The organism is Fibrobacter sp. UWB5, assembly GCF_002210295.1.
Taxonomy (GTDB): domain Bacteria; phylum Fibrobacterota; class Fibrobacteria; order Fibrobacterales; family Fibrobacteraceae; genus Fibrobacter.
Genome location: NZ_MWQH01000003.1, coordinates 179,770 through 204,456 on the forward strand (window position 1 = coordinate 179,770; position 24,687 = coordinate 204,456).

17 protein-coding genes are annotated in these 24,687 nt (G+C 52.2%); 5 read left to right on the top strand and 12 right to left on the bottom strand.

What is annotated here, in order from left to right:
• Window positions 1–151 precede the first annotated feature (151 nt).
• Window positions 152–1,816 (bottom strand): diphosphate--fructose-6-phosphate 1-phosphotransferase, encoded by a 1,665-nt coding sequence (locus B7989_RS06920; RefSeq protein WP_072799280.1) that lies wholly within the window; start codon window positions 1,814–1,816, stop codon window positions 152–154.
• A gap of 161 nt (window positions 1,817–1,977) precedes the next feature.
• On the opposite strand from B7989_RS06920, the gene B7989_RS06925 reads away from it, so the two are divergent.
• On the top strand, window positions 1,978–3,567 hold the full coding sequence (locus B7989_RS06925) for an FISUMP domain-containing protein (RefSeq protein ID WP_088627811.1): 1,590 nt from the start codon (window positions 1,978–1,980) through the stop codon (window positions 3,565–3,567).
• Window positions 3,568–3,639: 72 nt separating this feature from the next.
• Here B7989_RS06925 and B7989_RS06930 read toward each other — a convergent pair whose 3' ends face one another.
• The 3 genes from B7989_RS06930 to aspS all read right to left on the bottom strand — a co-directional run bounded on the left by B7989_RS06930 (window position 3,640) and on the right by aspS (window position 8,954).
• On the bottom strand, window positions 3,640–6,009 hold the full coding sequence (locus B7989_RS06930) for a CotH kinase family protein (RefSeq protein ID WP_088627812.1): 2,370 nt from the start codon (window positions 6,007–6,009) through the stop codon (window positions 3,640–3,642).
• Window positions 6,010–6,266: 257 nt separating this feature from the next.
• On the bottom strand, window positions 6,267–6,998 hold the full coding sequence (aqpZ, locus tag B7989_RS06935; RefSeq protein ID WP_088627813.1) for an aquaporin Z: 732 nt from the start codon (window positions 6,996–6,998) through the stop codon (window positions 6,267–6,269).
• Window positions 6,999–7,160: 162 nt separating this feature from the next.
• Entirely contained in the window at window positions 7,161–8,954 is a 1,794-nt protein-coding gene (aspS, locus tag B7989_RS06940; protein WP_088627814.1) for an aspartate--tRNA ligase, read from the bottom strand.
• A 576-nt stretch (window positions 8,955–9,530) separates the two neighbouring features.
• Here aspS and dapF point away from each other — a divergent pair.
• From dapF to B7989_RS06965, 4 genes are read left to right on the top strand one after another with little or no spacing between them, the layout of a single operon-like run.
• On the top strand, window positions 9,531–10,394 hold the full coding sequence (dapF, locus tag B7989_RS06950; protein WP_233144290.1) for a diaminopimelate epimerase: 864 nt from the start codon (window positions 9,531–9,533) through the stop codon (window positions 10,392–10,394).
• 10 nt (window positions 10,395–10,404) lie between these two features.
• Window positions 10,405–11,613 (top strand): LL-diaminopimelate aminotransferase, encoded by a 1,209-nt coding sequence (locus B7989_RS06955; RefSeq protein WP_088627816.1) that lies wholly within the window; start codon window positions 10,405–10,407, stop codon window positions 11,611–11,613.
• A 27-nt stretch (window positions 11,614–11,640) separates the two neighbouring features.
• Window positions 11,641–13,161 carry a sigma 54-interacting transcriptional regulator gene (locus B7989_RS06960; protein WP_233144291.1) on the top strand — a complete coding sequence of 507 codons (1,521 nt, stop codon included), beginning with the start codon at window positions 11,641–11,643 and terminating at the stop codon, window positions 13,159–13,161.
• Window positions 13,162–13,190: 29 nt separating this feature from the next.
• Entirely contained in the window at window positions 13,191–15,134 is a 1,944-nt protein-coding gene (locus B7989_RS06965; RefSeq protein ID WP_088627818.1) for an NAD(+) synthase, read from the top strand.
• 37 nt (window positions 15,135–15,171) lie between these two features.
• Here B7989_RS06965 and B7989_RS06970 read toward each other — a convergent pair whose 3' ends face one another.
• From B7989_RS06970 to hflX, 8 genes are all read right to left on the bottom strand, one after another.
• Window positions 15,172–15,504 (bottom strand): hypothetical protein, encoded by a 333-nt coding sequence (locus B7989_RS06970; protein WP_088627819.1) that lies wholly within the window; start codon window positions 15,502–15,504, stop codon window positions 15,172–15,174.
• Between the two features lie 188 nt (window positions 15,505–15,692).
• Window positions 15,693–18,239, bottom strand: coding sequence for a DNA gyrase/topoisomerase IV subunit A (locus B7989_RS06975; RefSeq protein ID WP_088627820.1), 2,547 nt, complete (start codon window positions 18,237–18,239; stop codon window positions 15,693–15,695).
• Between the two features lie 109 nt (window positions 18,240–18,348).
• Window positions 18,349–19,878, bottom strand: coding sequence for a hypothetical protein (locus tag B7989_RS06980; protein WP_088627821.1), 1,530 nt, complete (start codon window positions 19,876–19,878; stop codon window positions 18,349–18,351).
• 121 nt (window positions 19,879–19,999) lie between these two features.
• Window positions 20,000–20,593 carry an ABC-type transport auxiliary lipoprotein family protein gene (locus B7989_RS06985; protein WP_088627822.1) on the bottom strand — a complete coding sequence of 198 codons (594 nt, stop codon included), beginning with the start codon at window positions 20,591–20,593 and terminating at the stop codon, window positions 20,000–20,002.
• A 3-nt stretch (window positions 20,594–20,596) separates the two neighbouring features.
• Window positions 20,597–21,523, bottom strand: coding sequence for an MlaD family protein (locus tag B7989_RS06990; RefSeq protein WP_088627823.1), 927 nt, complete (start codon window positions 21,521–21,523; stop codon window positions 20,597–20,599).
• A gap of 12 nt (window positions 21,524–21,535) precedes the next feature.
• Window positions 21,536–22,321, bottom strand: a complete 786-nt coding sequence (locus tag B7989_RS06995; protein WP_088627824.1) for an ABC transporter ATP-binding protein — start codon at window positions 22,319–22,321, stop codon at window positions 21,536–21,538.
• Between the two features lie 8 nt (window positions 22,322–22,329).
• Entirely contained in the window at window positions 22,330–23,394 is a 1,065-nt protein-coding gene (locus tag B7989_RS07000) for an ABC transporter permease (RefSeq protein WP_088627825.1), read from the bottom strand.
• 94 nt (window positions 23,395–23,488) lie between these two features.
• On the bottom strand, window positions 23,489–24,658 hold the full coding sequence (hflX, locus tag B7989_RS07005) for a GTPase HflX (RefSeq protein ID WP_088627826.1): 1,170 nt from the start codon (window positions 24,656–24,658) through the stop codon (window positions 23,489–23,491).
• Window positions 24,659–24,687: the final 29 nt, after the last annotated feature.

Sequence of the window (24,687 nt, forward strand, 5' to 3'; positions counted from 1 at the left end):
GAAAATGCGAGGGACTTTTCAATGCTTGGAGATCCCCGCCTTCGCGGGGATGACATTGGGTGAATTGACGCCTTCGGCGTCCGCCCTACGGCTCAAAAATAAAAGAGAAGTCCTTTGGACTTCTCTTTTGCTTTATTCGCCTTGTAGGCTATTACTTCACCTTGAGGGCGCCGCGTTCCAGCTTAATCGTGAAGTTCGTGACATCACAGACTTCAGATGGACCCCAGTACTGGATCGGACCCGGATAGGTGTAGGATTCAGTCTTGGCCCAGACTTCGCGGTTCTTGGCGAAGAACTTGAACGGAGCACCGTCGAGTTCAACGAGAGCCTTCTGGATCACCGGCTTGTCGGCACCGTGACGACGTTCGATGTTCATCATCATGGTGATAGGAATGCCACCGGCAGTCCACTTTTCGATACCCTTGGTCAGGTCACGCACAGAGCTCATGTAGCCGTTCATCTTGTTGAAGGCGAGCACAGAAGCGGTGTAACCGAGGCTGTAGCAGTAGTCGGCGTCGAAGTTCGACGGAGCGGCGCAGCGGCCTTCGTAACCGAAGAAGTGGTTGAGGGCGGAGAATTTACCCTTGAAGTTCTTGCGGCTCTTGAGTTCCTTCTTCACCATTTCGATGACGAGCTTTTCGGTTTCGATGAGGGAAACCTGCACGTTGCCGTGGCTGTCGCGGTCAAGCATCAGCTGACCCTGAGTGGTGGAGGGGAGGCTCTTGAGGACTTCGGCAGAAGCCTTGGAAATCCAGTTGCAGAGCTTTTCAACCTTAGCGGCGGTGTCGAGGCCTTCGACTTCCTTTTCGTGGTGGGCGAGGGCTTCAGAGAGTTCAGAAATGAGCACGCCGACATCCGGGATGAATTCGAGGAGGCCTTCCGGAATCAGGCAGACGCCGAAGTTCTTGCCGTCAGCAGCACGGGCAGCGACGATGTCTGCAACGTACTTGATGACCTGCTTCAGCTTCATCTTCTTGGCCTTGACTTCTTCAGAGATCAAGCAGATGTTCGGATGGGTCTGGAGAGCGGCTTCGAGAGCAATGTGAGAAGCGCTACGGCCCATGAGCTTGATGAAGTGCCAGTACTTCTGAGCGGAGTTGGCATCGCGCATGATGTTGCCGATGAGTTCGGAATAGGTCTTGACGGCGGTGTCGAAACCGAAGGAGGTTTCGATGTATTCGTTCTTGAGGTCGCCGTCGATGGTCTTCGGGCAGCCGCAAACCACGCAGCTTGCGCCGTTGGCCTGGAAGTATTCGCCGAGAACAGCAGCGTTGGTGTTGGAGTCGTCACCACCGATGATCACGATAGCGTCGAGCTTCTGAGCCTTGGCAACAGCCATGCACTTCTTGAACTGTTCTTCAGTTTCGAGCTTGGTACGGCCGGACTGGATGATGTCGAATCCACCGGTGTTGCGGTAGGAGTCCATGATCTTTTCGTTGATCACGATGAACTTGCCGTTTTCGAGGCCAGACGGACCGCCGAGGAAGCCGAGGAGCTTGGAATTCTTGCTGATGCTCTTGATACCGTCGAAGATACCTGCAATCACGTTGTGTCCACCAGGAGCCTGGCCACCGGAGAGCACCACGCCCACGTTGAGGGCCTTACCGGCAGCTGCCTTGGTAGCCTTCTTCATGGAAATGTAGGGAGCGCCGTAGGTGTTCGGGAACAGAGCCTTGATCTTGGCCTGGTCGCGGACGGATTCGGTAGCCTTACCCTTGTTGAGAGAGACCTTGAGAGCGCCGTCGCGGAGAGCGGCGGGGAGTTTCGGCTGGTAGGCCTTGCGGGCCTTGCCGAGGACGGACAGATTGTCAGCCATTGTATCTTCCTTTTGATTTTTCGACGGCTCGCATGTTGCGACGCACATCGGTTTTCGGGTTAAAAATTACGAGAGTAAATATAGTAAAAGGCGAACTCCACGCCAATACTGAAATTGAAAATCTATATTTGATGTGAATCATAAAACATGAGGTTAGGATTATGAAAAAGAGCTTTCTTGCTTTAGCTTTCTCATCCGTATTTTCAATTGCATTTGTGGCTTGCGGTGACAGCGGCTCCGATGCCGGCGATTCCGACAGCAACTGGAAAAAGAAAAGTTCTTCTGATCCGTCTACGTTTATCGATGCCCGCGACGGCGAAGAATATCGCACGGTGCGAATCGGTAACCAGCTTTGGATGGCCGAAAACCTGCGCTTTAACGACACTCTTTGGATGCCTTTCCTTATAGGCAGTTCTAAAGCCGATGAATTCGGCCGCCGTTATACTTATATCGCGGCAATGGGTAAGCAAGACTACATCGATTCTGGCTACAACGAAGGCATTTGCCCCATCGGCTGGCATTTGCCCTCTATGACCGAATTCGATGTCATGAAAAACTTTGTCAAGGAATTTTGCCCATCTGTGGATAGCTGCTTAAGGACTGCGGAAGGCTGGGAATATGCAGGCAACGACAGGTTCGGCTTCAATGCTCGGTATTCCTCTGAAATGCGCGGGGCTCATTATTGGACAAGTAACCCGGCAAACGGGGTGCGCATCAATTCTGAATACGGTTATTCTTACAGGTCTAACAGTACCGATGCCGTGATGTATGGCTTGCAGGATTCGTACAGCTATAATACTTTCAGTGCGGATTTTGATTCAAAGGGTAACATGAATTACGTCCGCTGCGTCAAGGGTAGCGAAGAAGACTCTGCTACAGCGATTAAAAACTATTTAAAGACTCGTGACGAAACGATTGAATACTTGAGCAGTTCTGCGGCGTACCAGGCTTACTTGAGTAGCAGTTCCGCAGCCGAATGGGCGAGGATTCAGCAGGGTGCAAAGGTTTATTTCAACGAAGCCCTTGACTATGGCTACTTTACCGACGAACGCGACAGCAACGTCTATGGATACCTGAAAATCGGCACCTACACCTGGATGACCGAAAACTTGAGATACTACTTCAATACCGATTCCAATTGCGATTCCTACCTCTCTTGTTACATGTTCAACAAAAAGAAACAAGATACACTCTACTATTATAAGGTGGGTCTGACGTATTCGAGTGCGCAAAAGAAAAAAGCGTGCCCCGCTGGTTGGCACTTGCCCTCTAGTGATGAATGGAAAGACCTGCTTGCCACTGCGGCAACGACTGGAGCCCTGTTGGCTAATGACGGAGTTTGGAATAGTATAATGATGAATCCCACCAATGCAACTGGTTTCACGATGGTGGCGACCAACAAGGATTACGACGGCTTCCAGAAACCGGGTTCCGGTAACGATGCTCAGTTTTGGGCGAGTGACGAACGGTCGTTTGAAAGCATCACGATAGATACAATCTATGTAGAGTATGCTACTGAAGTGCCTGTAGATACTTTGCCAGCCGATACGATTGTCGTTGATAGTACCACCGCTCCGGACTCGGTTGAAATCAAGGATCCCGAAATGAAGTTTTTCCTTGACACAACCTATACGATGAATCATCGTGAATATGTTGTGAAACAATCATTCCTCTCTGGTTTCGAAGTCTTTCCCGTTGATTCCGGCGACTATCACAATTCGTCCAATATCCGCTGCGTCATGGATTACTAAACGCAAGACGTTATTAAAAAAAGGTGGAAACGTTGTGTTTCCACCTTTTGGTTCATATGAAAAGAGAAATGCTTACTTGAACTGAGCCGTTATGTTCGTATTGCCGCTGATGTCAATCAGGCGCGGGTTGGCGGTGCTGCCATCGGACCATCCGCTAAATACGCTGCCAGCCGAAGGAATGGCTTGGAGCTGCATCTGCATCCCGGTAAAGAACTTGCCTTGGTAATTGCTGCTCGGGAGCTTCATGCCTTCGACAAGAACGGAGCCGTTTCCGCTTGCAGAAATGCTCACGGTTGCTTCGCCCTGGAGGCCGAAGTAGTTACCCAATTCCTGTCTAAAGGTTTGCGTGCGGTTCTGTGCGAATTTTAACAGATCGCTACCGCTGGGAGACCAGTTGAATGCCGACTGATTGCGCGGCCAGCGCTGTTCGTCACGTTGCTGTTCGGAGCTCGGAATCATGGCGGCCATCGCCTGCACGGTCTTCTGGACCTTTTCGTAAGTCAGGTAGTCGTTCAAGAGAATGCAGCCCTGGTTGATGAACAAACGCTTGAAATCGGGATTGGCCAAAAGTTTTTTGAGCATGTTTCCGATAGTGGTATTTGCGCCGCCACCGAAGCCCCAGCCTCCGCCTATACCGCCACCAATGCCGCCGCCCATGCCGGGCCATTGGCCGCCTTGTCCGGGGTCTTGTCCGCCCGGTTGTTGTCCATTTCCTTGGCCGTTATCCATGGTGGCGCTACCCAGCACCCACTGGAACATGTTCTGGCTTTCGGTATCGAATCCCGAAATGCCCGGAGAGAATCCGTAGCCGTGGTCGACGTCAAAAATCATGAACTTGAACGGGATTCCCTTTTCGGGGCTGCCCCATGCGCGAATGTTGTTATTCGGCCAGTCGCCGTTATGAATATACATTTCGGCAATCATGTACTGGGCGAAGCTGCTCACGTTCAATTTTTGCTTGACTTCTTCGTAAGACGGATTGTTTTCGCCTGCGAAGTTTCCGCTGGTAATCATGTTTGTCAGCTGGCCAAATTCTGCACTGGAGGCTCCGTTGGTGCCGCTGGGCGCCCATCCGTTGACGCAACCCTGGTCGCCGTTGCCGCAGTTCTTGACTACGTTAATGGATTTAGAATCAATGCCATAGTTTGTTTCTACAAAGCTTCTGTTCAGGCGTTCGCGCAAGTCGTGAATGCCAAAATATTCACCGTTGTAGAATACCACCACTTGTAAGCTACGCTGGTAATCTACTTCGGTACCTTCCATAAGGCTCACCAGCATCGGGTCGCCAAAGTAATCCGTCCAGAAACGGTTACCGTTGTTGCGCAAGTTGAAGCTCTTCATTTTCTTTGCTTCGGGGCGGGTCTTGAAGAACGAATACTTGAGCACCTTGTCACCGTAGTCGTCGTTATCCATCTTGATGGCGACACTCTTCTTGGGTTTGTAGCGGCTCCAGTTTCCGATAATCGAAATGCCTGCGTCAATTTCCCATGTCTTTTCGGTGGTGGAGCTTCCTTTTTCGAAGTATTCCACGTGCACGGGGAGTTCGGTGTCTTTCCAGAAGTTTGCCTGTTGGCAGGGCTCGGTGCATTTCGGGTTGTTGTTGTCCGAGACGTTGCCTCCGCCAAAGCCGCCCATCATGCCCATGCCACCATTGTTTGTCAAGTCGCCGGTTGCGTAAAGGCCTGCGCTGGAGTCGAACATGTCGTGGTGATTCACGGTCAAGGCGACCACCGGCATCGAAACCTTTTCGTTGATAAAGTAAGTCTGCGTGGTGGTATCGGCCGCCTGACCGTTCACGAATTCAGAACAGCGGACAACGGTGTTTTGCGTAATCTGCTTGGCCTGAGTGATAGATTCAGAATTCTGGGTGGGGAAGGAACCGTCAAAAGTACACTTGATTTGGCCGCCCTTTTGCGGGGTGGGCGGTTCAATCGTCAAGTTGGAATAGAAACCAGCCTTCGGGAGGAACGTTGCCTTGGCCTTGTGGTTATCATCGTATTCCTTGAGTCCGCTCGAAGAAGACAGCGGCTGTGATGCCGAAGAAATTTGAATATTCTGGTTCGGATCGTTCGGGTCCGGATTCGGCGTGCCGTTCGGGTCTAGCGAATTGCTGGAAGTTGCCGGCTGCGAATTGCTAGACGGATTGTTTTGAACGGGGTCCGGGATAACGACAGGAACTTGGACCGTGTCGCCCGTATTGGGGTCAACTACCTGGAATGCGGGGACCGTGTCACCGGTTTCGGGGTTGACATACGGAACTGTCGGAATGGTATCGCCTGTGGAGGGATCGATATAGTCACCCGTATTGGGGTCAATATAGGGGGTGGTGTAGGGATCTTCACCGATAGGGTTAGTGAGGGAGTTTGTGTCCTTGGAGTCGTCTGAACAACCGATAATCAGTGTACTGACGATAATAGGTAAAAGTAATGCCTTTTTATTCATAACAGCCCCTAGCAATTAAATGCTATATCCGCAATACACCATGGGTTAAAGTAATAAGTTTAGGGGCGAAAAGGCCTTTGTTAAGGCATTATTTACAGATTTTTTTCTCGAAATTGATGGGGGTCACAATTGTTTAAGTTTTGCACGGGGTGAAATGTCCCGAATTTTTGTTTTTGTAAAAATTTCGCAGTTTTTCGTGTAAAAATAAATGCCCGGACGGGGTGTCCGGACATTCAAAGTGAGTATGAAAATTTCGATTACTTCTTGCAGCACTTGCATTCGGCGATGCACTTGTAAGCGATACCGCCGATTACGCCACCGAGAATCGGGGCCACCCAGAAGAGCCAGAGTTGCTTGATAGCGGCACCACCAACGAACACAGCCATAGCGGTAGAGCGGGCCGGGTTCACGGAGGTGTTGGTCACCGGGATAGAGATGAGGTGGATGAGCGTGAGGCAGAGGCCGATAGCGATCGGGGCAAAGCCTGCCGGAGCGCGGCCGTCGGTAGCGCCCATGATCACGAACAGGAAGATGGCCGTGAGCACGGTTTCAATGAGGAATGCAGAAAGCATGCCGGAGGTCTTGCCACCAAAGGCGTTCAGGCCGTCCTTGAGGGAATCGGACCAGCCGTTGGTTGCGAATGCGCCGATGCCTGCGTTGGTAAGGTCGGGGCATGCAATCACGTAAAGGAGCGCTGCTGCGATGATACCGCCGATAACCTGGGCGGCGATGTATGCCGGAGCTTCCTTAGCGGGGAAGCGGCCGCCGGCAACCTGGCCGAGCGTGACAGCCGGGTTCAAGTGGCAGCCCGAAATGTGACCGATGGCGTAGGCCATGGTGAGCACCGTAAGGCCGAAGGCCAGCGATACGCCCACGTAACCGATACCGGTGGTGGGAACGCCGCAAGCGAGCACGGCTGCACCGCAGCCGCCAAACACAAGCCAGAAGGTGCCGATAGCTTCGGCAATAGCGCGAGTAGTAAGTTTCATTTGAATTTTCTCCATATTGGGGGTTAAGAGTCTTTGCTCAATTTAGCAAAAGACCCTTTTGGAATTGCCCAAAGTTATGTGAAAAATTGTTTTCGTGCGTATGCTCACACAAAAAAAGTCCGGTTTGAACCGGACTATTTTGAAAGGGGAGAAATCTTGCGATTACTTCTTTTCAGCCGTCTTAGGCATCTGCACGGAGATGTGGATGTCCTGCAGCTGCTGCAGATCCACTTCGCTCGGGCACTGGTCCATCGGGCTAGAAGCGCTCGTGTTCTTCGGGAACGCGATGTAGTCACGGATAGATTCTTCACCTTCCATGGTAGCGACAACGCGGTCGAGACCGAAGGCGAGACCACCGTGCGGAGGAGCGCCGTACTTGAAGGCGTCAACGAAGAAGCCGAACTTGGTGCGAACCTGTTCTTCGGTAAGGCCGAGCAGGCGGAACACCTTTTCCTGGACTTCAGGGTTGTGAATACGGATAGAACCACCGCCGATTTCCACACCGTTAAGAACAAGGTCATAAGCTTCGGCGTTGCAATCCTTGAGGTTGCCACCGAGCATCATGTCCAGGTGTTCCGGAAGCGGGTTGGTGAACGGGTGGTGCATGGCCATGTAGCGGCCTTCGGTGTCGCTGTATTCGAACATCGGGAATTCGGTAATCCACACAAATTCACGCTTCTTCGGATCGCGGAGACCCTTGATACGGGCGACTTCCAAGCGGAGCTGACCCATAGCGGTTGCAGCAACCTTTTCCGGACCGGCGATGAAGAACATCATGTCGCCGCACTTGGCGCCGACAGCGTCGCGGAGTTCGTTGAGCTGTTCGGTTGTAAAGAACTTGCCGACCTGAGTTTCCACTTCGTCATTTTCCTTGACGCGCATCCACACGAGGCCCTTGGAACCATACTTGGCGACGTAGGCGGTGAGTTCGTCGATCTGCTTACGGGTGAAGTCAACGCAACCCTTGGCTGCGATACCGCGGATCTTGCCACCGGCGGCAACGCAGTTCTTGAACACGCCGAAGTTGGACTTTGCACCGATTTCGGACACATCGTGGATTTCGAGGTCGAAGCGGAGGTCCGGCTTGTCGGAACCGTACTTGAGCATGGCTTCTGCCCACTTCATGCGGCGAATCTTCTTGGGCGGTTCGAAGTTCCAAACCTTACCGAGAACTTCGGTCACGAACTTGTCGAACATTTCCATGACTTCGTCCTGGTTGACGAAAGACATTTCGACGTCGATCTGCGTGAATTCCGGCTGACGGTCGGCGCGGAGGTCTTCGTCGCGGAAGCACTTGGCAATCTGGAAGTAGCGGTCCATGCCAGCGATCATCAAGAGCTGCTTGTACTGCTGCGGAGACTGCGGGAGGGCGTAGAACTTGCCCGGGTTCACGCGGGACGGCACGAGGTAGTCACGTGCGCCTTCCGGAGTGGACTTGCAAAGGCACGGAGTTTCGATATTTTCGAAACCGTTAGAATAGAAGAAGTCGTACACGGCCTTGAGGAAGCGGCTCTTGAGGAGGAGCTTCTTCTGGATCCACGGACGGCGGAGGTCCAGGTAGCGGTACTGCAAGCGCAGGTCGTCGTTTTCCTTGCATTCTTCGTTCGGGTCGTTAATGGCGAGCGGAGAAGTGAGAGCGGCGTTCAGGATTTCGAGCTTGTCAGCCTTGACTTCGACTTCACCTGTGGCGAGCTTTTCGTTGGTGTTGCCTTCTTCGCGGGCGTAGACCTTACCAGTCACGTAAATAACGTATTCGTTACGGAGCTGTTCGGCGGTCTTCAACACGTCGGCGTTGTAGTCCGGGTTGAAAACGATCTGGGTCTTGCCATACTTGTCGCGGAGGTCAACGAAAATCACACCACCATGGTCGCGGCGGCGATCCACCCAACCGGCGAGTGTTACGGTCTGGCCAACATCTTCCTTGCGAAGCTGGCCGCAGTTATGTGTACGTTTCATGGTTGTATCCTTGAAGATAATTTTTCGGGCGTAAATGTAGAAAAAATCGAACTAGTATGTCATCTCCTAAAATGACTTTTTAACTTAAATTGACAAAAGCTCGTTAGCGATTTTGTGAATTTCGTCAAGAATTGCTTTTTTACGTTTTTCGGAAGGGTGTTTGGATCCGTTCATGTAGGCAGCCATGAGTGATTGCTGTATGCCAAGTCTGCGGGCAACCTCGGACATGTTGATTGGCTTTAGCTTCGGCGAAAGTTTTAGTGGGAACTTACAGCTCCATGTTTTTGAAATACCTAACCCATTCTTTTTCAAAGTGTTCCTTGTTTTTAACGTGAACGGAATTTAGGATATAAAATTATATCCGTCAATTCATTTGTTGCAAGAGGACGAGGATAGTGTTATTTTACAGAAAATGTAAAGTAAATTTGTTTAATTACAGAATTTGTAATATTTCAAAATTTTGTTTTCTGTGAAATTTGGATAAAATTGGCGTTTTTAGCGTGATTTAACAATTTTTGTAAAGTTGGCACATTTTTTGCAAATGGGGGCGTGGAAAAATATAAAGAGAACTGAATTATGCCAATTAATTTTTCAAAATGGACCGGATTGGGCAACGATTTCGTGTTGCTGGAACCGGGCGTGACGCTAGATTATAGCGATAATTTCGAACAACGTGTCATTCAGCTTTGCGACCGCCGTTTCGGTATCGGTGCCGATGGCGTGGTCATCGTGACTCCGATGGATAACGATGGTTGTCTGGTAATCGATAAGATTAGCGAAGGTCCTCTGGCAAAGCCTGTTGCAAATGGCGTTGATTTTGAAATGCGCATTTTTAATGCCGATGGTTCTGAAGCGGCCATGTGCGGTAACGCAACGCGCTGCGTGGCCAAGTACATTCGCAGCCGCGGTCTTGCAAAAGACGCCAATACTAAAGTGTTTAATCTGCACACCAAGAGCGGCTTGGTGAAGCCGGCCCTTTTGGATGACGGCCGCGTGTGCGTCGATATGGGCCTCCCGAGAAAGTTCTTGGGCTCCATCAAACTCACGGCCGACAGCTTTGATTTTACTGCCGAGACGGTTTCCATGGGAAATCCGCATGCGGTGATTTTCGTGGATGACATCGAAAAGATTCAGCTGGAAAAGTGGGGAAGTATCTTGGAAGTCGACAAGCAGTTCCCCGACCGCTGCAACATTGAATTTGCACAGGTGGTGACGCCCACCCAAATCCGCATGCGGGTTTGGGAACGTGGTTGCGGCGTTACGATGGCTTGTGGTACGGGCAGTTGCGCAACCCTCGTTGCGGCCCAGCGCACTGGCCGCGTGGGCGTCGAAGCCGACGTTGTCCTCGACGGCGGCGTCCTCCACATCAAGCACGAAGAAGGTGGCCCCGTCCTGATGACCGGCCCCGCAGAAGAAGTATTTAGAGGAACGATCGACTAAAGAAGAAATTATGAACGAATCTATCATCAATACAAACTACGACTTGCTGCCCGGCAGCTACCTTTTCTCGACTATCGCCCAGAAAATCAAGGAATATCAGGCGAAAAAGCCCGATGCAGACATTATCCGCCTGGGCATTGGCGATGTGACCACGCCCTTGATCCCGGAAGTCATCAAGGCCATGCACAAGGCCGTGGATGAAATGGCCGTGAAGGGAACTTTCCGCGGTTACGGCCCCGAACAGGGCTACGATTTCGTGCGCGAAGCAATCGTCCGTGGCGAATACACCGCCCGCGGCATCGAAATGGATCCGGACGATATTTTCGTTAGCGACGGTTCCAAGTGCGATGTGGCAAACATCCAGGAGCTTTTTACAGAAAATGTAAAGATTGCGATTCCGGACCCGGTTTACCCGGTCTATTTGGACTCCAACGTGATGGCTGGCCGTGCAGGCGTGTTGCAAAGTGACGGACATTTTTCTAAGGTGACCTACCTTGCTTCGACTGCAGAAAACAACTTCCAGCCGGATTTGCCCAAGGAACCGGTGCAGCTGATTTACCTTTGCAGCCCGAATAACCCGACCGGTACGGTGCTCAGCCGCGAAACCTTGCAGAAGTTCGTGAACTACGCCAACGAAAATGGTGCATTGATCCTGTTCGACGGCGCCTACAACTGCTATATCCAGGACGAATCGCTGCCGCATTCCATCTTTGAAATTCCGGGTGCACGCACTTGCGCCATTGAATTCCGCAGCTTCAGTAAGACGGCTGGCTTTACAGGCGTGCGCTGCGCCTACACGGTGATCCCGCACGAACTTTCGAAACTCCGCTCCATGTGGAATCGTCGCCAGTGCACCAAGTTTAACGGCGTGAGCTACGTGACGCAGCGTGCCGCCGAGGCAATTTACAGCCCGATTGGTTGGCAGCAGACCAAGGAAGTCATTGCCGGTTACATGCGCACGGCTGGCGTTATCCGCAAGGAACTGACGGCCGCGGGTTACACGGTGTTCGGTGGCGAACATGCTCCGTACATCTGGTGGAAAATCGCTGATGGCGAAAAATCCTTCGATTTCTTTGACCGCCTGCTTGCTACCTGCGAAGTCGTGGGTACTCCGGGTAGCGGCTTTGGCCCCTGCGGCGAAGGATACTTCCGCTTGACCGCCTTCGGTGACTACGAACGCACCGTTGAAGCTCTTAAGAGGATTAAGGAAAAACTTTAACCCCCAACCAATTACTATCTTATGTCCATGCCCTCTCCAATAGGTTCAGAAATCTCGGTCGTCCAGAAGATCAGTGTTGCGATCATTCACGAACGCAACGTTGAAAAGTTGCTCGAGAATGTACTCGACATTCTGGAATCCGAACTCGGCATGCTTCGCGGAACTTTCGCGTTGCTCTTTGGCGACACGCTTAAGATTGAAGCGTCTCGCGGACTGGATGAATCTGAAAAACAGCGCGGTTTGTACCGCATGGGCGAAGGCATTACGGGTCACGTCGCTGAACGCGGCGTGAGCCATGTGATTCCTGACCTGCGCAAAGACTCCCGCTTCTTGAACCGTACGGGTAGCCGCCATTATGACTCCCAGGTGGCTTTTATTTGTGTGCCTTTGATCCACGACGGCCAGGTGATCGGAACGCTTTCGATTGACCGCCCGGTGGATGGCTCTACTGATCTTGATCGCGATGTGGCTTTGCTTGAAATCATTGCAAACATCACGGGTGATGCCGCAAACGAATGCATTGAACTGCATAACGAACACGAAGCCATGCTCGAAGAAAACCGCAAGCTTCGTGACATGCTTTCGAATAACCCCGGCGAACTGGTGGGTAACTGCCGCGAAATGCAGCAGATTTACGAACAGGTGCGCCAGGTGGCTCCCAGCGATGCGACGGTTCTGATTCGTGGCGGTAGCGGTACGGGTAAAGAGATGATTGCCCGTGCAATTGTGAATTTGTCTGAAAGAAAGGACAAGCCTTTCATTACGCTGAACTGCGCGGCTTTGCCTGAAAACCTGGTAGAAAGCGAACTTTTCGGTCACGAAAAGGGTGCGTTTACGGGTGCGGTGAATCGCCGTATCGGTCGTGCCGAAGCTGCCGACGGGGGAACGCTCTTCCTCGACGAAATTGGCGACCTTACAATGCAGACTCAAGTGAAGCTCCTGCGATTCTTGCAGGAACGTACCTTTAGCCGCGTGGGCAGTAACGAAGAACTTCATTCCGATGTGCGATTCTTGGCTGCGACAAGCCGTAACTTGGAAGAGCTGATTGCGCAGGGCAAGTTCCGCGAAGACTTGTTCTACCGCTTGAACATTTTCCCGATTACCATGCCTGATTTGGCAAAGCGTAAGTCCGACATTATTTTGCTGGCGGAGCACTTCATTGAAAAGATGAATCTGCGCTACAACAAGAAGGTGGCCCGCCTTTCGACGACGGCGATCAACTTGCTCATGAGCTACCACTGGCCGGGTAACGTGCGTGAACTGGAAAACTGCATTGAACGTGCGGTGCTTACTGCCACGGACGACTGCGTTCACAGCTACAATTTGCCGCCTTCGCTGCAGACAAGCCTTAGCGTCGGACCTTCTGGTGCCGTGACGACCAAGACTGCTCCGCTTGAAGTGATGATGAACAATTACGAACGTGAAATCATTACCGAGGCAATCAAGCGCAATAACGGTAACCTTTCTGCCGCAGGCCGCGACTTGGGCGTGTCTCCGCGCATGATGAATTACCGTATGAATAAACTCGGAATCAAGTCCGGGCGTTGACAAGGGCCAAACTAATCTATATTTAGGTTATGTTTGGATTTTACCGATTCGCATCTGTTTGCCCGACGCTGAAAGTCGCCGATACCGCCTACAATACAGCTGAAATTATTCGCTGTGCAACCGAGGCAATTGACGGAGGTGCCGCCTTCGTCGTGTTCCCGGAACTTTGCATTACGGGGTATACCTGTAGCGACTTGTTCCATCAGGAGCTGTTGCTCAAGAAGAGCGTGGAATCGCTCTCGAAGATTGCAGAGGCGTTTGCAGATAGCGATGCGGTGATTGCGGTGGGACTCCCGCTACGCATGTTCGGTTGCCTGTACAACTGCGCCGCGTTTTTGCAGAAGGGTAAACTGGTGGCGGTGACGCCCAAGATTCATTTGCCGAACCAGCGCGAATTTTACGAGAAACGCCATTTCTCGAGCGGTCGCGACTTGCTGCGCGAAAGAACGCTTTGCCCGGTGGAAGGCTTTGGCGATGTGCCGGTGACGAACTTCTTTACGATTGCGGGGAAGTCTGGCACCGAGGTGCGCGTAGGCGTGGAACTTTGCGAAGATTTGTGGACAGCAGTGCCGCCGAGTGGCGAGCTTGCCCTGGCTGGTGCGAATGTGATTGTGAACCTGTCGGCAAGTGATGCCTTGGTCGGCAAGCGCGATTACCGTCGCAACCTGGTGATGAACCAGTCTGCACGTTGCATGGCGGCCTACGTTTATTCATCGGCTGGTGTGCATGAATCGACGACGGACATGGTCTTTAGCGGTCACTTGATGATTGCCGAGAACGGCAGCATGATTGCCGAAAGCAAACCGTTCAGCCGTGAATCTGAAATTATTTACGCCGATGTCGATGTGGAACGCCTGAACATGCAACGCTTGAGCGAAGGCTCGTTCCAGGATTTCGACAGCCGCAGTTTCTATGCGCGCGCGGCGAGTTTCGATGGCCTGCGTTCGATTGATAGCCTCAAGTACCGCTTTGTGGCGCCGATGCCGTTTGTGCCGGGCAACATCGAAACTCGCGACAAGTCCTGCACCGAGATCTTCAATATCCAATGCGCAGGACTTGCGAAGCGACTCGAAGCGTCGCATTCGAAGCGCGCGGTGATTGGCCTTTCGGGCGGCTTGGATTCTACGCTTGCCTTGCTCGTGGTCGCAGAAACGTTCAAGCTCTTGAAGCGCCCTGCTTCTGAAATCCTGGTGCTCACGATGCCTGGATTCGGAACGACCAAGCGCACCAAGAACAATGCCGTCACCATGGCGGAACTCTTGGGCGTGGAATTGCGCACCGTCGATATTCAGAAGGCTTGCTTGCAGCATTTTGCAGACATCGGACATGACCCAAAAACGCTCAATGTGACTTACGAAAATGTGCAGGCCCGCGAACGTACGCAGATCCTGATGGATATCGCCAATAGCGTGGGCGGAATCGTCATCGGTACGGGTGACCTTTCTGAAATCGCCCTCGGCTGGAGCACTTACAATGCTGACCACATGTCTATGTATGCGGTGAACTGCGATATTCCGAAAACGCTGGTGCGCCATGTGGTGGGCTGGTATGCAGACCATGCCGAAAGCTTTACTGCCGACAAAAAGACGGCAAAAGAACTTGCTGATGTGCTCCGCGATATCTTGGATACGCCGGTGTCGCCGGAACTGTTGCCTGCCGATGCAAATGGCCAGATTGCGCAGAAGACCGAATGCATCTTGGGCGCCTACGAAATCCACGACTTCTACCTGTACCATTTCGCTAAGTATGGCGCTGAACCGAAAAAGCTCCTTTTCCTTGCGAAGTATGCCTTTGCGGGTAAGTTCAGCGACGAAGAATTGGAGAAGGCTTTAGCCGTATTCGTGCGCAGGTTCTTTACGCAACAGTTCAAGCGTAGCTGTATTCCTGACGGCCCGAAGGTCGGTACGATTTCGCTTTCGCCGCGAGCCGACTGGCGCATGCCCAGCGATTCAAGCTTCAGCGACTGGATGTAATTGAACTACGTCATTGCGCCCCTATAGGGGAAGCAATTTATTGCTTATTAGGCTTCTTGGCGATAAGCTCGTCGAACGTTTTTTCGCGTTCTTCGGGCTTCTTTAGACCTAGAGCTTCGTCAAAGATATCTGATGCGTCACGTGTATCTACAGGTTCATCGTTAAAATATTCATCTATATAAAATGAATTGCCCCTACCGGGGATGAATCCGAAAACTAAGCTAGTTATTGCGGAGATTGCGGTCATAATGATAAATAGAATGAACGCAAAATAATCGTCACTTATAAGAAAAAGAAATAGCGCGAGTACAAGGTAAAACCCTGTAAAGACTAACCATGTATATAGCCTACCTTTCATCTTATCGGTCATGCTATAAATATAAACTAATGAAAAAAGAAATGCCGTTAGGCATTTAGTACTTTAGTACCATTCGTGTGACAATTTATTTTTCTTTTTAGGGATTAAAAAGGAGATCCCGGCGTCCCCGTTCCGAGGACCATATCCACTAAGCAGCAAAGCTGCAAGTGGCTATTGGCAAGGCCGGGATGACATCGGGCTTAATCAAACAGTTCCGGGTCGGATTCGTCGGAGCCTTCGTCTTCACTGGAACCGTCGTCGAAACTGTCGGGCGGAGTGATTCGGGTAGCGCGCTTCACCTTCTTGGCGGTAAACTTGCTGCCCAAAGCCTTGTAACCCTTGACTTCGGCGACTTCGGTCAAGTCGAGTTCTTCCTTCTGGACTTCTCGGCCTACCTGGTATTCCATGAGCTCGCGGGCGTCTTCGGTGGCGAAGAATTCAATCATCTGCGTGTCCTTGTGGTCAGACACGAGGCTGAATTCCGTCGTCATGGGGCAGCCTTCCAAATTGAAACGCTTGACCATGTAGTTGAAGTTGCCGCCTTCGAAGTAGAGAATCGTAAAGACCTGTTCCGGATCGAACTTGTGGACGTACTTGATGCCAGTACCCACGAGAATCGGGTCGGCCATGTCGTGGACGCGGGCGGTGCCGTTTTCCTTGACAATGAGAATTTTGTCCTTTTCGCCGAATTCGCCGATGCGGTCACCCTTCTTTTGGGTGCTGATGATGCCGGCGAGGGCGTCAAAGTAGAGTACGCGGGCGCCCAAGGTGCTCACGCCCTTACGGACGCGCTTGATGCTCTTGACCGGGTACTTGGTCACAATGTTACCCATGGCGCCACGGCCCTTCACGTCGATAGAGCTGAAATCCACTTCGAAGTTGAGCTTGGTGCGCGGCCGCGGCTTCAGCGTGACTTCTACGACTTCGGCTTCGCCGTTCAGGTTGCTCGACATATACAGAATCTTGCTGCCGGGCTTGCCCTTACCCATAAAGTAATCCTTGTCGCGGGTAACGCCACCCACGTTGAATCGCTTGATATAGTAAGCGCCGTCCTTGCCGTCCTGGTGAATCACGTTGTAAATGTGGCGGTCGTCGTCCTTCTTGAATTTTTCGACGAGCAAGATGTTCTTGCCCACAAAATCCTTGTCGCTAACCTTGACGACCTTGAAGCTGCCGTCGGCCTTGAACACGATCAAGTCGTCGTATTCGGACACGTCGAAGAGGTATTCTTCCTTCTTCATACCGGTGCCCACAAAGCCTTCCTTGCGGTTCACGTAGAGCTTCTGGTTGGCAAGAGCCACGTGCACGGCTTCGACCTTGCCGAACTCCGCAATCTGCGTGCGGCGTTCCTTGCCTTCGCCATACTTCTTCAAGATGTTCTTGAAGTGCTCGATGGTGTAGTCGGTGATGTGTTCCTGGTTGTACTTGCAGGTCGCGATACTTTCTTCCAGTTCCTTCAAAAGCTGGTCGGCCTTTTCGCGGTCGTAATGGCTTATGCGGCGGATCGGAATTTCGATGAGCTTGCCGATTTCTTCGTCGGTGATGTCCTTGCGGTGCAGGCGCTTCACGTACGGCATAAGGCCTTCGCGCACGAAGTTGATAATCTGTTCGCGGTCCTTCGCCTTCTTGATGACCTCGTAGACTTCTTTTTCGATGAAGATCTTTTCGAGGGTGGTCATGTGCCACTTGTCTTCGAGGTGCTTAAGTTCGTTGGCCAGTTCCCATTCCAGGAGCTTGACCGTGTGCTCCGTGTTCATGCGCAGAATGTCGGAGACGCCGAGGAATTTCGGGTGCTTGTCGACAATGACGCAGGTGCAGGGAGAAATGGACTTTTCGCAGTCGGTAAAGGTGTAGAGGGCGTCGATGGCGACTTGCGGGTCGGTGCCCGGCTGCAGGTGCACGAGAATTTCGACTTCTTTACTCGTGTTGTCGTCGACGTGCTTGATCTTGATTTTACCCTTGTCGTTTGCCTTCACGATGCTTTCGATCAGGCTTACGGTGGTGGTGCCGTACGGGATTTCGCGGATGGCGAGGGTCTTGTTGTCGACCTTTTCAATCTTGGCGCGCACGCGGACCTTGCCGCCGCGCTGGCCATCGTTGTAGTCGCTCACGTCGATGATGCCGCCGGTAAAGAAATCCGGGTACAGCGTAAACTTCTTGCCCTTGAGGATGGCGATGCTTGCTTCGCAGAGTTCCCTGAAGTTGTGGGGGAGGATTGAGGTCGAAAGACCCACGGCGATACCGTCTACGCCCTGGGCGAGCAAGAGCGGGAACTTGACCGGGAGTGTCACCGGTTCCTGGCTACGACCATCGTAGCTCGGAATCCATTCGGTGGTTTCGGGGTTGAATACCACATCGACTGCGAACGGCGTGAGGCGGCCTTCGATATAACGGGGGGCTGCAGCACGGTCGCCGGTGAAGGGGTTACCCCAGTTACCCTGGGTGTCAATCAGCAAATTCTTCTGGCCGAGGCCCACGAGAGCATCGCCGATGGAGGCGTCGCCGTGCGGGTGGTAGGCCATGGTTCGACCGACGATGGTGGCCACCTTCTGGTAGCGGCCGTCGTGGTTTTCGAAAAGGGAGTGCAAAATGCGGCGCTGCACCGGCTTAAGTCCGTCTTCGTAGTACGGAACGGCGCGGTCCAAAATCACGTAGCTGGCGTAGTCCAGGAACCACCCGTCGTAGAGTTTTTCAAGGTGGTTAACGTTCGAAAGTCCAAGGGTCGAATCTTTAATTTCTTCGCTCATATTCAAAAAATTGCGTTTTAAGGCTTAAATTTCAACGTACGGACACAATATAAAAAAAAAGTAGTGTCAAAAAATTGACACTACTGCACAAAGGGGCAAAAATGCTCGGTTAGAAGCTGAACACGGCTTCGACACCGAACTTGAGGTTCAGATCTTCGCCGTAGTCAATTGTAGAAACGGCTGCTTCGTGGCCGTCCCTTTCCCAGTCGTCACCCATGGGGAGAATCGCCATGAGGAAACCGGTAACATCGAGACCGTCTACCGGAGTGAAGTAAGAACGCAGACCGAAGTTCAAAGTACCGAGGTCGGTGTCGTCGTCAAGAGAGTTCGTGTGCAGTTCGCCAACAGCGCCGAGGGCGAACGCGTCGTTGAACTTGATGATGCCTTCGCCGTAGGCAAACATATATTCCGGAAGTTCGATGTCGTGGATCGTTGCCTTTTCCAGATTGTCATCCAGCAGGGCGTAGAAGAATCCACCCTTGACAGTTACGTTGGCAACCTTGAAGGTGGGTTCTGCCAAGAAGGCGTGAGTGAATTTCGGATTGGACTTGGTGATGTTGTCTTTGTGCAAACCGTAGACGGCGTGGATGGCGAACGGACCGAATTCGAGGGCGGCATCCAAACCGGCGTGGAATTCGCTTTCGTCTTCAATCTGCCAGTTCTGGTAATGAACGAACGGGCGGAGTACCTGGCCGGCCAAGTCAAACTGGTACGCGGCGTGCACGTCGTAGCTCTTGCAGGTCTTATCTGCTGGAATCGGGTTGCCGTTTGCATCGTAGTACTGGTTGCTGCAGGTGTAGTCAGCGCCGCTTCTGGTAAGGCCAAAGGCGAGCTGCAGACCGTAGAGATCGAGTTCGATGCCACGGACATCGTGTTCCTTCATTCCGACGGCGTAGTCAGCAGGATCGTTATAGTCGTAGTAGTCGAATGCGCCTTCGGAATAGGTCATGTCGCCAAACTTGATGGCGAAGTTTTCGTTCTTCTGGTATTGAACGAATGCACCGTTATAGTGAACTGCCGGCGAGGTCCCTTCGCCATCGGCTTCGATTTCAACCTGAGCGGACCACTTGTCGTTAAACTTTACCTGGAAATCGACGTCGACGGTAGACCAGAAATCATGATAGAAGTCTCGTTCGTTGTCATTTCGCCAGTTGACGTAGGTGTCAAATTCTGCCTGGCCGGAAACCTTGAATTCCATGGCCTTCTTGCCTTCGGGGGCGGGGTCAGCCTTGGTGATGTTCAGACGTTCTACGAAAGAGGCGCCTTCCTTAGCATCTTCTTTCTTTTCTTCGGCTTTGGGCTCTTCAGCCTTGGCAACTTCTTCTTTCTTTTCTTCAATTTTAGGTTCTTCTGCCTTGGCGGCTTCATCCTTTTTCGGTTCTTCAGCAACCTTGGCTTCTTCGGCCTTCGGGGCTACTGCTGCGGTGTCGGCAGCCGGAGCTGCGGCTTGTTGAGTAGCGGGCTGGGCTGTTTCAGCCTTCGGGGCTTCGGCAGCGGGTTGTGCTGCAGGAGCGGCGGCCGGCTGAGCGGTCGGGGTGGCGGCAGGCTGGGCTGCAGGGGCTGCGGCCGGGGCGGCTTGTGCAAAGGCGCTTGCGGCGGCGAGGCCGAGCACGATTGCAGAAAGTTTCATGGATTTCATTAGGAGCTCCTTTATGAATGTTAATCTTTACGAAATTTAACAATGTAAACGGTTTTTGACAAAACGAACGAAAAAAAGTGCCTTTTGAGGGCACTTTTCTAGATATTCCGCTATTTTATTACTAGTTCTGGGACGAAATTTCGTTGAGGGCTTCTTCCATGTACTTGCCGAAGAGCTTGGAAATGGTTTCGGCAGTCGTTCTCGGTTCGCGGTTGTCCATGCTTAGCTTCTCGTCAAAGCTCTTTTCCCAGATGGCCTGGTCGCTTTCGGTTTTGCGGAAGGTGAGTTGTACGGCGAGACGTGCGTACTGCGAAGAACCTTCGTCCACTTCTTCGATGGCGATAATGTTTCCCATGAACTCAAAATCGGGCTTGCCGGTGGGCTTGGTTTCAACACTCTTGAAAAGCCCGCTCTTGGTGATGTATTCGCTTGCGACCTGGGCGAGCATGTGTTCCGGGCGGCTTGCCCACAAGTCCAGGTCGTAGAACATGAAGTCGTAGGCGGATTCGCGGTAAACGATGTTTGTGCGCTGGTAGGCCGGTTCAATGGAGAACTTGCGTACCTGCAGGCGCTTGTCGGCGAATGCTCCCGCCGAGGGCATGCTGATGTTTTCGACGGCAACAGTGTAATAGCGCGTGGGTTCGCTGGAACCTCCGCCCAGGCAGGCGGTTAAAGAAAGTGCGATTGCCGATAAGAGAATTAATTTCTTGAACATTTATCACTTCCTTCTAGACTTGTTTTCGGCATGGATGAGCGCCGACGGGTTATTCTTGATCTTCTGCGAGAATTCTTCGAGGTTTTCAAGCACGGCGTTGAGTTCTACGACCGCATCGCCGACTTGATCTTGATTCTTGTAGACCATCTGGTCGAGGCGCTTGGAAAGCTGGTTGATCGATTCCAGAGTCTGGGTGATGTTTTCGTTCATGCTCTTGGTATCGATCGCTGCAATCTTTTCCTTGACCAAGTCCATGTTTTCGCTGGTCTTTGCCGCAATCTTCGCTTCTTCGATTTCGGCGAGAACGTTTCTCATGGAGACCGCGGCATTCGAAATATTGTTGATGGGCTTGTTCAGGTTCTGGGTCATGTTGTTCAGGTTCCTGGAGGCCCCTTCGAAATTCTTGATGGCGCTGCTGATGTTGTCGGCGTTTTCGGACGAGAAAATCTTGTTGATGTTGGTCAAAAGGGAATCGATATGGCCGACGATGTCTGTGGCCTTGTTTGCCATTTCATCGAAGGCCGTTTTTTCTGCCGGAACGAAGCCGCCTTCCTGTACATCGGGCTCGTCGAAGCGTCCGCCCGAAAGAACAATCTGCTTTTCGCCGGTGAGTGAAATGCCGTGTGTCATGCCGGCGCGGGTGCCAAGCTTGATCGGCGTGCCCTTGTTCACGCGGAAACGGACGACCACTTGGTTCAGGTTCGAAGAATCGATTTCAATTCCGGTGACGTTACCGACATCGATACCGTTCAGCTTGACCTGGGCGTCTGTGTACAGGCCGATAACAGATTCGCTGAATACGGTATAATAGTTGTCGAATTCCTTGTTCAAAAAGCGCGAAAGCACATAGCCTAGGAATACGCAAATCATGACTCCGCAAAGGAGCATGAAGGCGCCAATCTTGATTCGTTCGGAGCGTGTGGTTTCCATAGTTACTCCAAATCAATCGATAAAGTTAAAATGATAATATTCATTGTTGTCTTCTTCCTTGGGGCATTGCCTATTGAAGAAATGCTTGAGTATCGGGTCTTCGCTTTCAAGCCCTTGCTGCAAGGTGCCATCCATGAGCACGTAGCCGTCTTTCAGGTAAATAAAGCGGTCGCAGACAATCTTGATGCTTTCGAGTTCGTGGCTCACGATCACCATCGAAACCCCGAGCGTATCGCGAAGTTCAAGCAAAAGTTCGTCGAGCGAGCGGGCTGTCACCGGGTCAAGGCCAGTCGAGGGTTCGTCGCAAAAGAGCAGTTCCGGCTTCAGGGCGATGGCGCGGGCGAGGGCCGCGCGGCGTTTCATGCCGCCCGAAAGTTCGGAGGGGTACTTGTGGAAGGCGTGCAGCAGGTGGACTTTTTCGAGTCGGTCGGCCACAATCGCTTCCATTTGCTTCTTGGGCATGTAAGGCATGCTGCGGATGAGCGGAAGCATGGCGTTTTCGGCCACGGTCAAGTCCGACAGAAGTGCGCCATTCTGGAATAGTACCCCCGTACGGAGGCGGGTCTCGAAATCGAGGCCTTCCTTGGCGCCAAACTGCTTTCCAAAAAAGGTAATCGTTCCGCTTTCGGACTTGTAGAGCTTGAGGATGTTGTTCATCAGCGTCGACTTGCCGCATCCCGAGCTGCCGAGAATCATGCGGATTTCGCCCTTCTTGACATCGAACGAAATGTCGTTCAATATGGTCTTTCCGTCGTAACCGGCCTTCAGGTGATCTACTTTGAGTGTAATGTCTTCCATGTTTACCTCTAGTAGAATATGAAACTGAACGCGCAGTCCGCGACAATAATGGCAGAAATCGAAACCACGACGCTCGATGTCGTTGCAAGGCCTACGGCTTCGGCGCCTCCTTCGGCATTGAGGCCCTTGTTGCAAGAAATCAGCGTGACCAGCCAACCGAATGCGATGGATTTGACCGTGCTCTTCAAGAAAAGAATCGGCGGAATCCCGTCGCGGATGGACTGGAAATAGTTCGCAAAAGAAATATCAAAGAAAAAGTATCCGATCAAGAAACCGGCGAGGCAGCCCGCGATGCCCGCACAGAAGGCAAGAATCGGGGTACAGATGGTCATGGCGATAAAGCGGGGGACCACTAGGTACTGCACCGGCGAAATGGCCATGGTCTTGATGGCCTTGATTTCTTCGCAGACGGACATGTTCGCAATTTCGGCCGCGATGGAACTGCCGGAACGCCCTGCCAAGATAATGGTCGTTAAAAGCGGGCTGATTTCGGCAAAAATCAGGTAGCCAAGCCCTGAGGCGAGGTAAGAGCCGCCGCCCACGGCTTTGAGCATGAATGAACTCTGGAGCGCCATGGTAAAGCAGATGAGGGCCACCATCAGGAAACATATGCCCGTGGCTTCGGTGCCGAGCATAAAGACCTGCTTGGCGGTGCCGCCGAACTTGCTGCGGCCCTTGTCGAAGGGACCGCAAATCATCCAGTAAATGCTCATGTTCAAGAGGATGAACACCTCGGCGACTTCTTTGGCGACGACGATGGTCTTTGCGCCGATGGCTTCGAGGATGTTGTTGTAGCCGTGCTTGACTTTTTCAGGAATTTTCTCTTTTTTGAGAGCCCTGAGCTGCGCCTTGATTTCTTCGCTAAAGTGGGCGAGCGTGAGCTTGTTGCCGGTTTTTTCGCTTAAGTCGGCGAGGAGCGCAAAGAAGGCATCTCCGCTGTAATCCATGCGCGTGAGGGTAGAACCGTCGAGGCAAAGCGGCTCCTTGTAGAGCGTACGCCTGCACTCCCGCAACAATTCCTTGCTGTTTGCGGCCGTAAGGGTGGTGGGGAGTGTGATCGTTCTTCCTTCCATTAAGGCCAAATCTAGAAAATCAGTAAAAATTGTGTTACTTTTTTTGCTTTTTTACGACAAAAAGCCTTATAAAGAAGATGATTCGCAATACAATCTAATCTTTCCAGGGAGCTTCGGCGCGTTCCTTCACTTTTTGCTCGTGAACTTCGCGTTTTTTATGCCATTCGGCAAGCTGCTCCTTGAAGGTTTCCTTGAGGCGTTCCATGCCGATGTTTTCGCGGGCGCTCACCTGGATTGCTTCGGGGTAGTTTTCGCGGAGTTCCGTACGGCGCGCCTCGTCACAAATTTCAGCCTTGTTGAAAACGCGAATTCTCGGTGTTTCGGGACTGATGATGCCTTCGAGCGTTCGGTGCGTGACTTCAAGATGCTCGCGGTAGTCGGGGGCGGAGCCATCGACGACTTCCAAAATGCAGTCCGCGTGTGAGGCGACGCCGAGTGTACTCTTGAAGGTTTCAATTAAGTTGTGCGGAAGTTTACGGATAAAGCCTACGGTGTCGGATAGAATAATGTTTTCGCCGTCCAGGTAGAGCTTTCGCGTGGTACTGTCGAGGGTGGCGAACAGTTTGTCTTCTACGTAAACGTCGGCGCCTGTCAAGCGGTTGGTAAGTGTAGACTTGCCGGCATTCGTGTAACCGACAATACCGATATGAAAGATGTCGTTTCGGTTTTCGGCTTGGCTTTCACGGGCGTCTTCTATCTTTTCCAGTTTCTTTTTGAGTTCCTGGATTCGCTTGCGGATCATGCGTCGGTCGGTTTCAAGCTGGGTTTCACCCGGGCCCTTGGTTCCGATACCGCCGTTGTGCTGGCGGCAAAGGTGAGTCCATGCACCGGTAAGGCGCGGCATCATGTACTGCAACTGCGCCACTTCAACCATCAAGCGGCTTTCGGCGGTAATGGCATGCTTTGCAAAAATGTCGAGAATAAGGCCGGTTCTGTCGAGAACCTTGATTCCAGGGAGTCTCTGCTCCAAGTTGCGGACCTGCGAACCCGAAAGATCGTCATCAAAAACGACCATCTTGGCGTCCTGTTCTTCGAGGGCGCGCTTGACTTCGCTCACCTTGCCTTCGCCAATGAGTGTTGCCGGACTGAAATTCTGTACGCGCTGTAAAAAACTCTGCACGACTTCGGCGCCTGCGGTTTCTGCAAGTCTTCCCAGTTCAGCAAGCTGTTCGGTGGCAAGCCATGGACGCACTTTGGGTGTTGAAATCCCGACAAGAATGCAGCGTTCCTTTTGTGGCTTGTGTTCGATGGTCAAATCCTTCATACGAGCTACATATTAGAAAAAACTTTTGT

Bases quoted from the DNA above. Each gene is read 5' to 3' on its own strand.
- B7989_RS06990 (WP_088627823.1), bottom strand. From the start codon at position 21,523: ATGGAAACCACACGCTCCGAACGAATCAAGATTGGCGCCTTCATGCTC.
- B7989_RS06960 (WP_233144291.1), top strand. From the start codon at position 11,641: ATGCCCTCTCCAATAGGTTCAGAAATCTCGGTCGTCCAGAAGATCAGT.
- B7989_RS06975 (WP_088627820.1), bottom strand. From the start codon at position 18,239: ATGAGCGAAGAAATTAAAGATTCGACCCTTGGACTTTCGAACGTTAAC.
- B7989_RS06930 (WP_088627812.1), bottom strand. From the start codon at position 6,009: ATGAATAAAAAGGCATTACTTTTACCTATTATCGTCAGTACACTGATT.
- hflX (WP_088627826.1), bottom strand. From the start codon at position 24,658: ATGAAGGATTTGACCATCGAACACAAGCCACAAAAGGAACGCTGCATT.
- B7989_RS06920 (WP_072799280.1), bottom strand. From the start codon at position 1,816: ATGGCTGACAATCTGTCCGTCCTCGGCAAGGCCCGCAAGGCCTACCAG.
- dapF (WP_233144290.1), top strand. From the start codon at position 9,531: ATGCCAATTAATTTTTCAAAATGGACCGGATTGGGCAACGATTTCGTG.
- B7989_RS06965 (WP_088627818.1), top strand. From the start codon at position 13,191: ATGTTTGGATTTTACCGATTCGCATCTGTTTGCCCGACGCTGAAAGTC.
- B7989_RS06970 (WP_088627819.1), bottom strand. From the start codon at position 15,504: ATGACCGATAAGATGAAAGGTAGGCTATATACATGGTTAGTCTTTACA.
- aqpZ (WP_088627813.1), bottom strand. From the start codon at position 6,998: ATGAAACTTACTACTCGCGCTATTGCCGAAGCTATCGGCACCTTCTGG.
- B7989_RS06980 (WP_088627821.1), bottom strand. From the start codon at position 19,878: ATGAAATCCATGAAACTTTCTGCAATCGTGCTCGGCCTCGCCGCCGCA.
- aspS (WP_088627814.1), bottom strand. From the start codon at position 8,954: ATGAAACGTACACATAACTGCGGCCAGCTTCGCAAGGAAGATGTTGGC.
- B7989_RS06995 (WP_088627824.1), bottom strand. From the start codon at position 22,321: ATGGAAGACATTACACTCAAAGTAGATCACCTGAAGGCCGGTTACGAC.
- B7989_RS06955 (WP_088627816.1), top strand. From the start codon at position 10,405: ATGAACGAATCTATCATCAATACAAACTACGACTTGCTGCCCGGCAGC.
- B7989_RS07000 (WP_088627825.1), bottom strand. From the start codon at position 23,394: ATGGAAGGAAGAACGATCACACTCCCCACCACCCTTACGGCCGCAAAC.
- B7989_RS06925 (WP_088627811.1), top strand. From the start codon at position 1,978: ATGAAAAAGAGCTTTCTTGCTTTAGCTTTCTCATCCGTATTTTCAATT.
- B7989_RS06985 (WP_088627822.1), bottom strand. From the start codon at position 20,593: ATGTTCAAGAAATTAATTCTCTTATCGGCAATCGCACTTTCTTTAACC.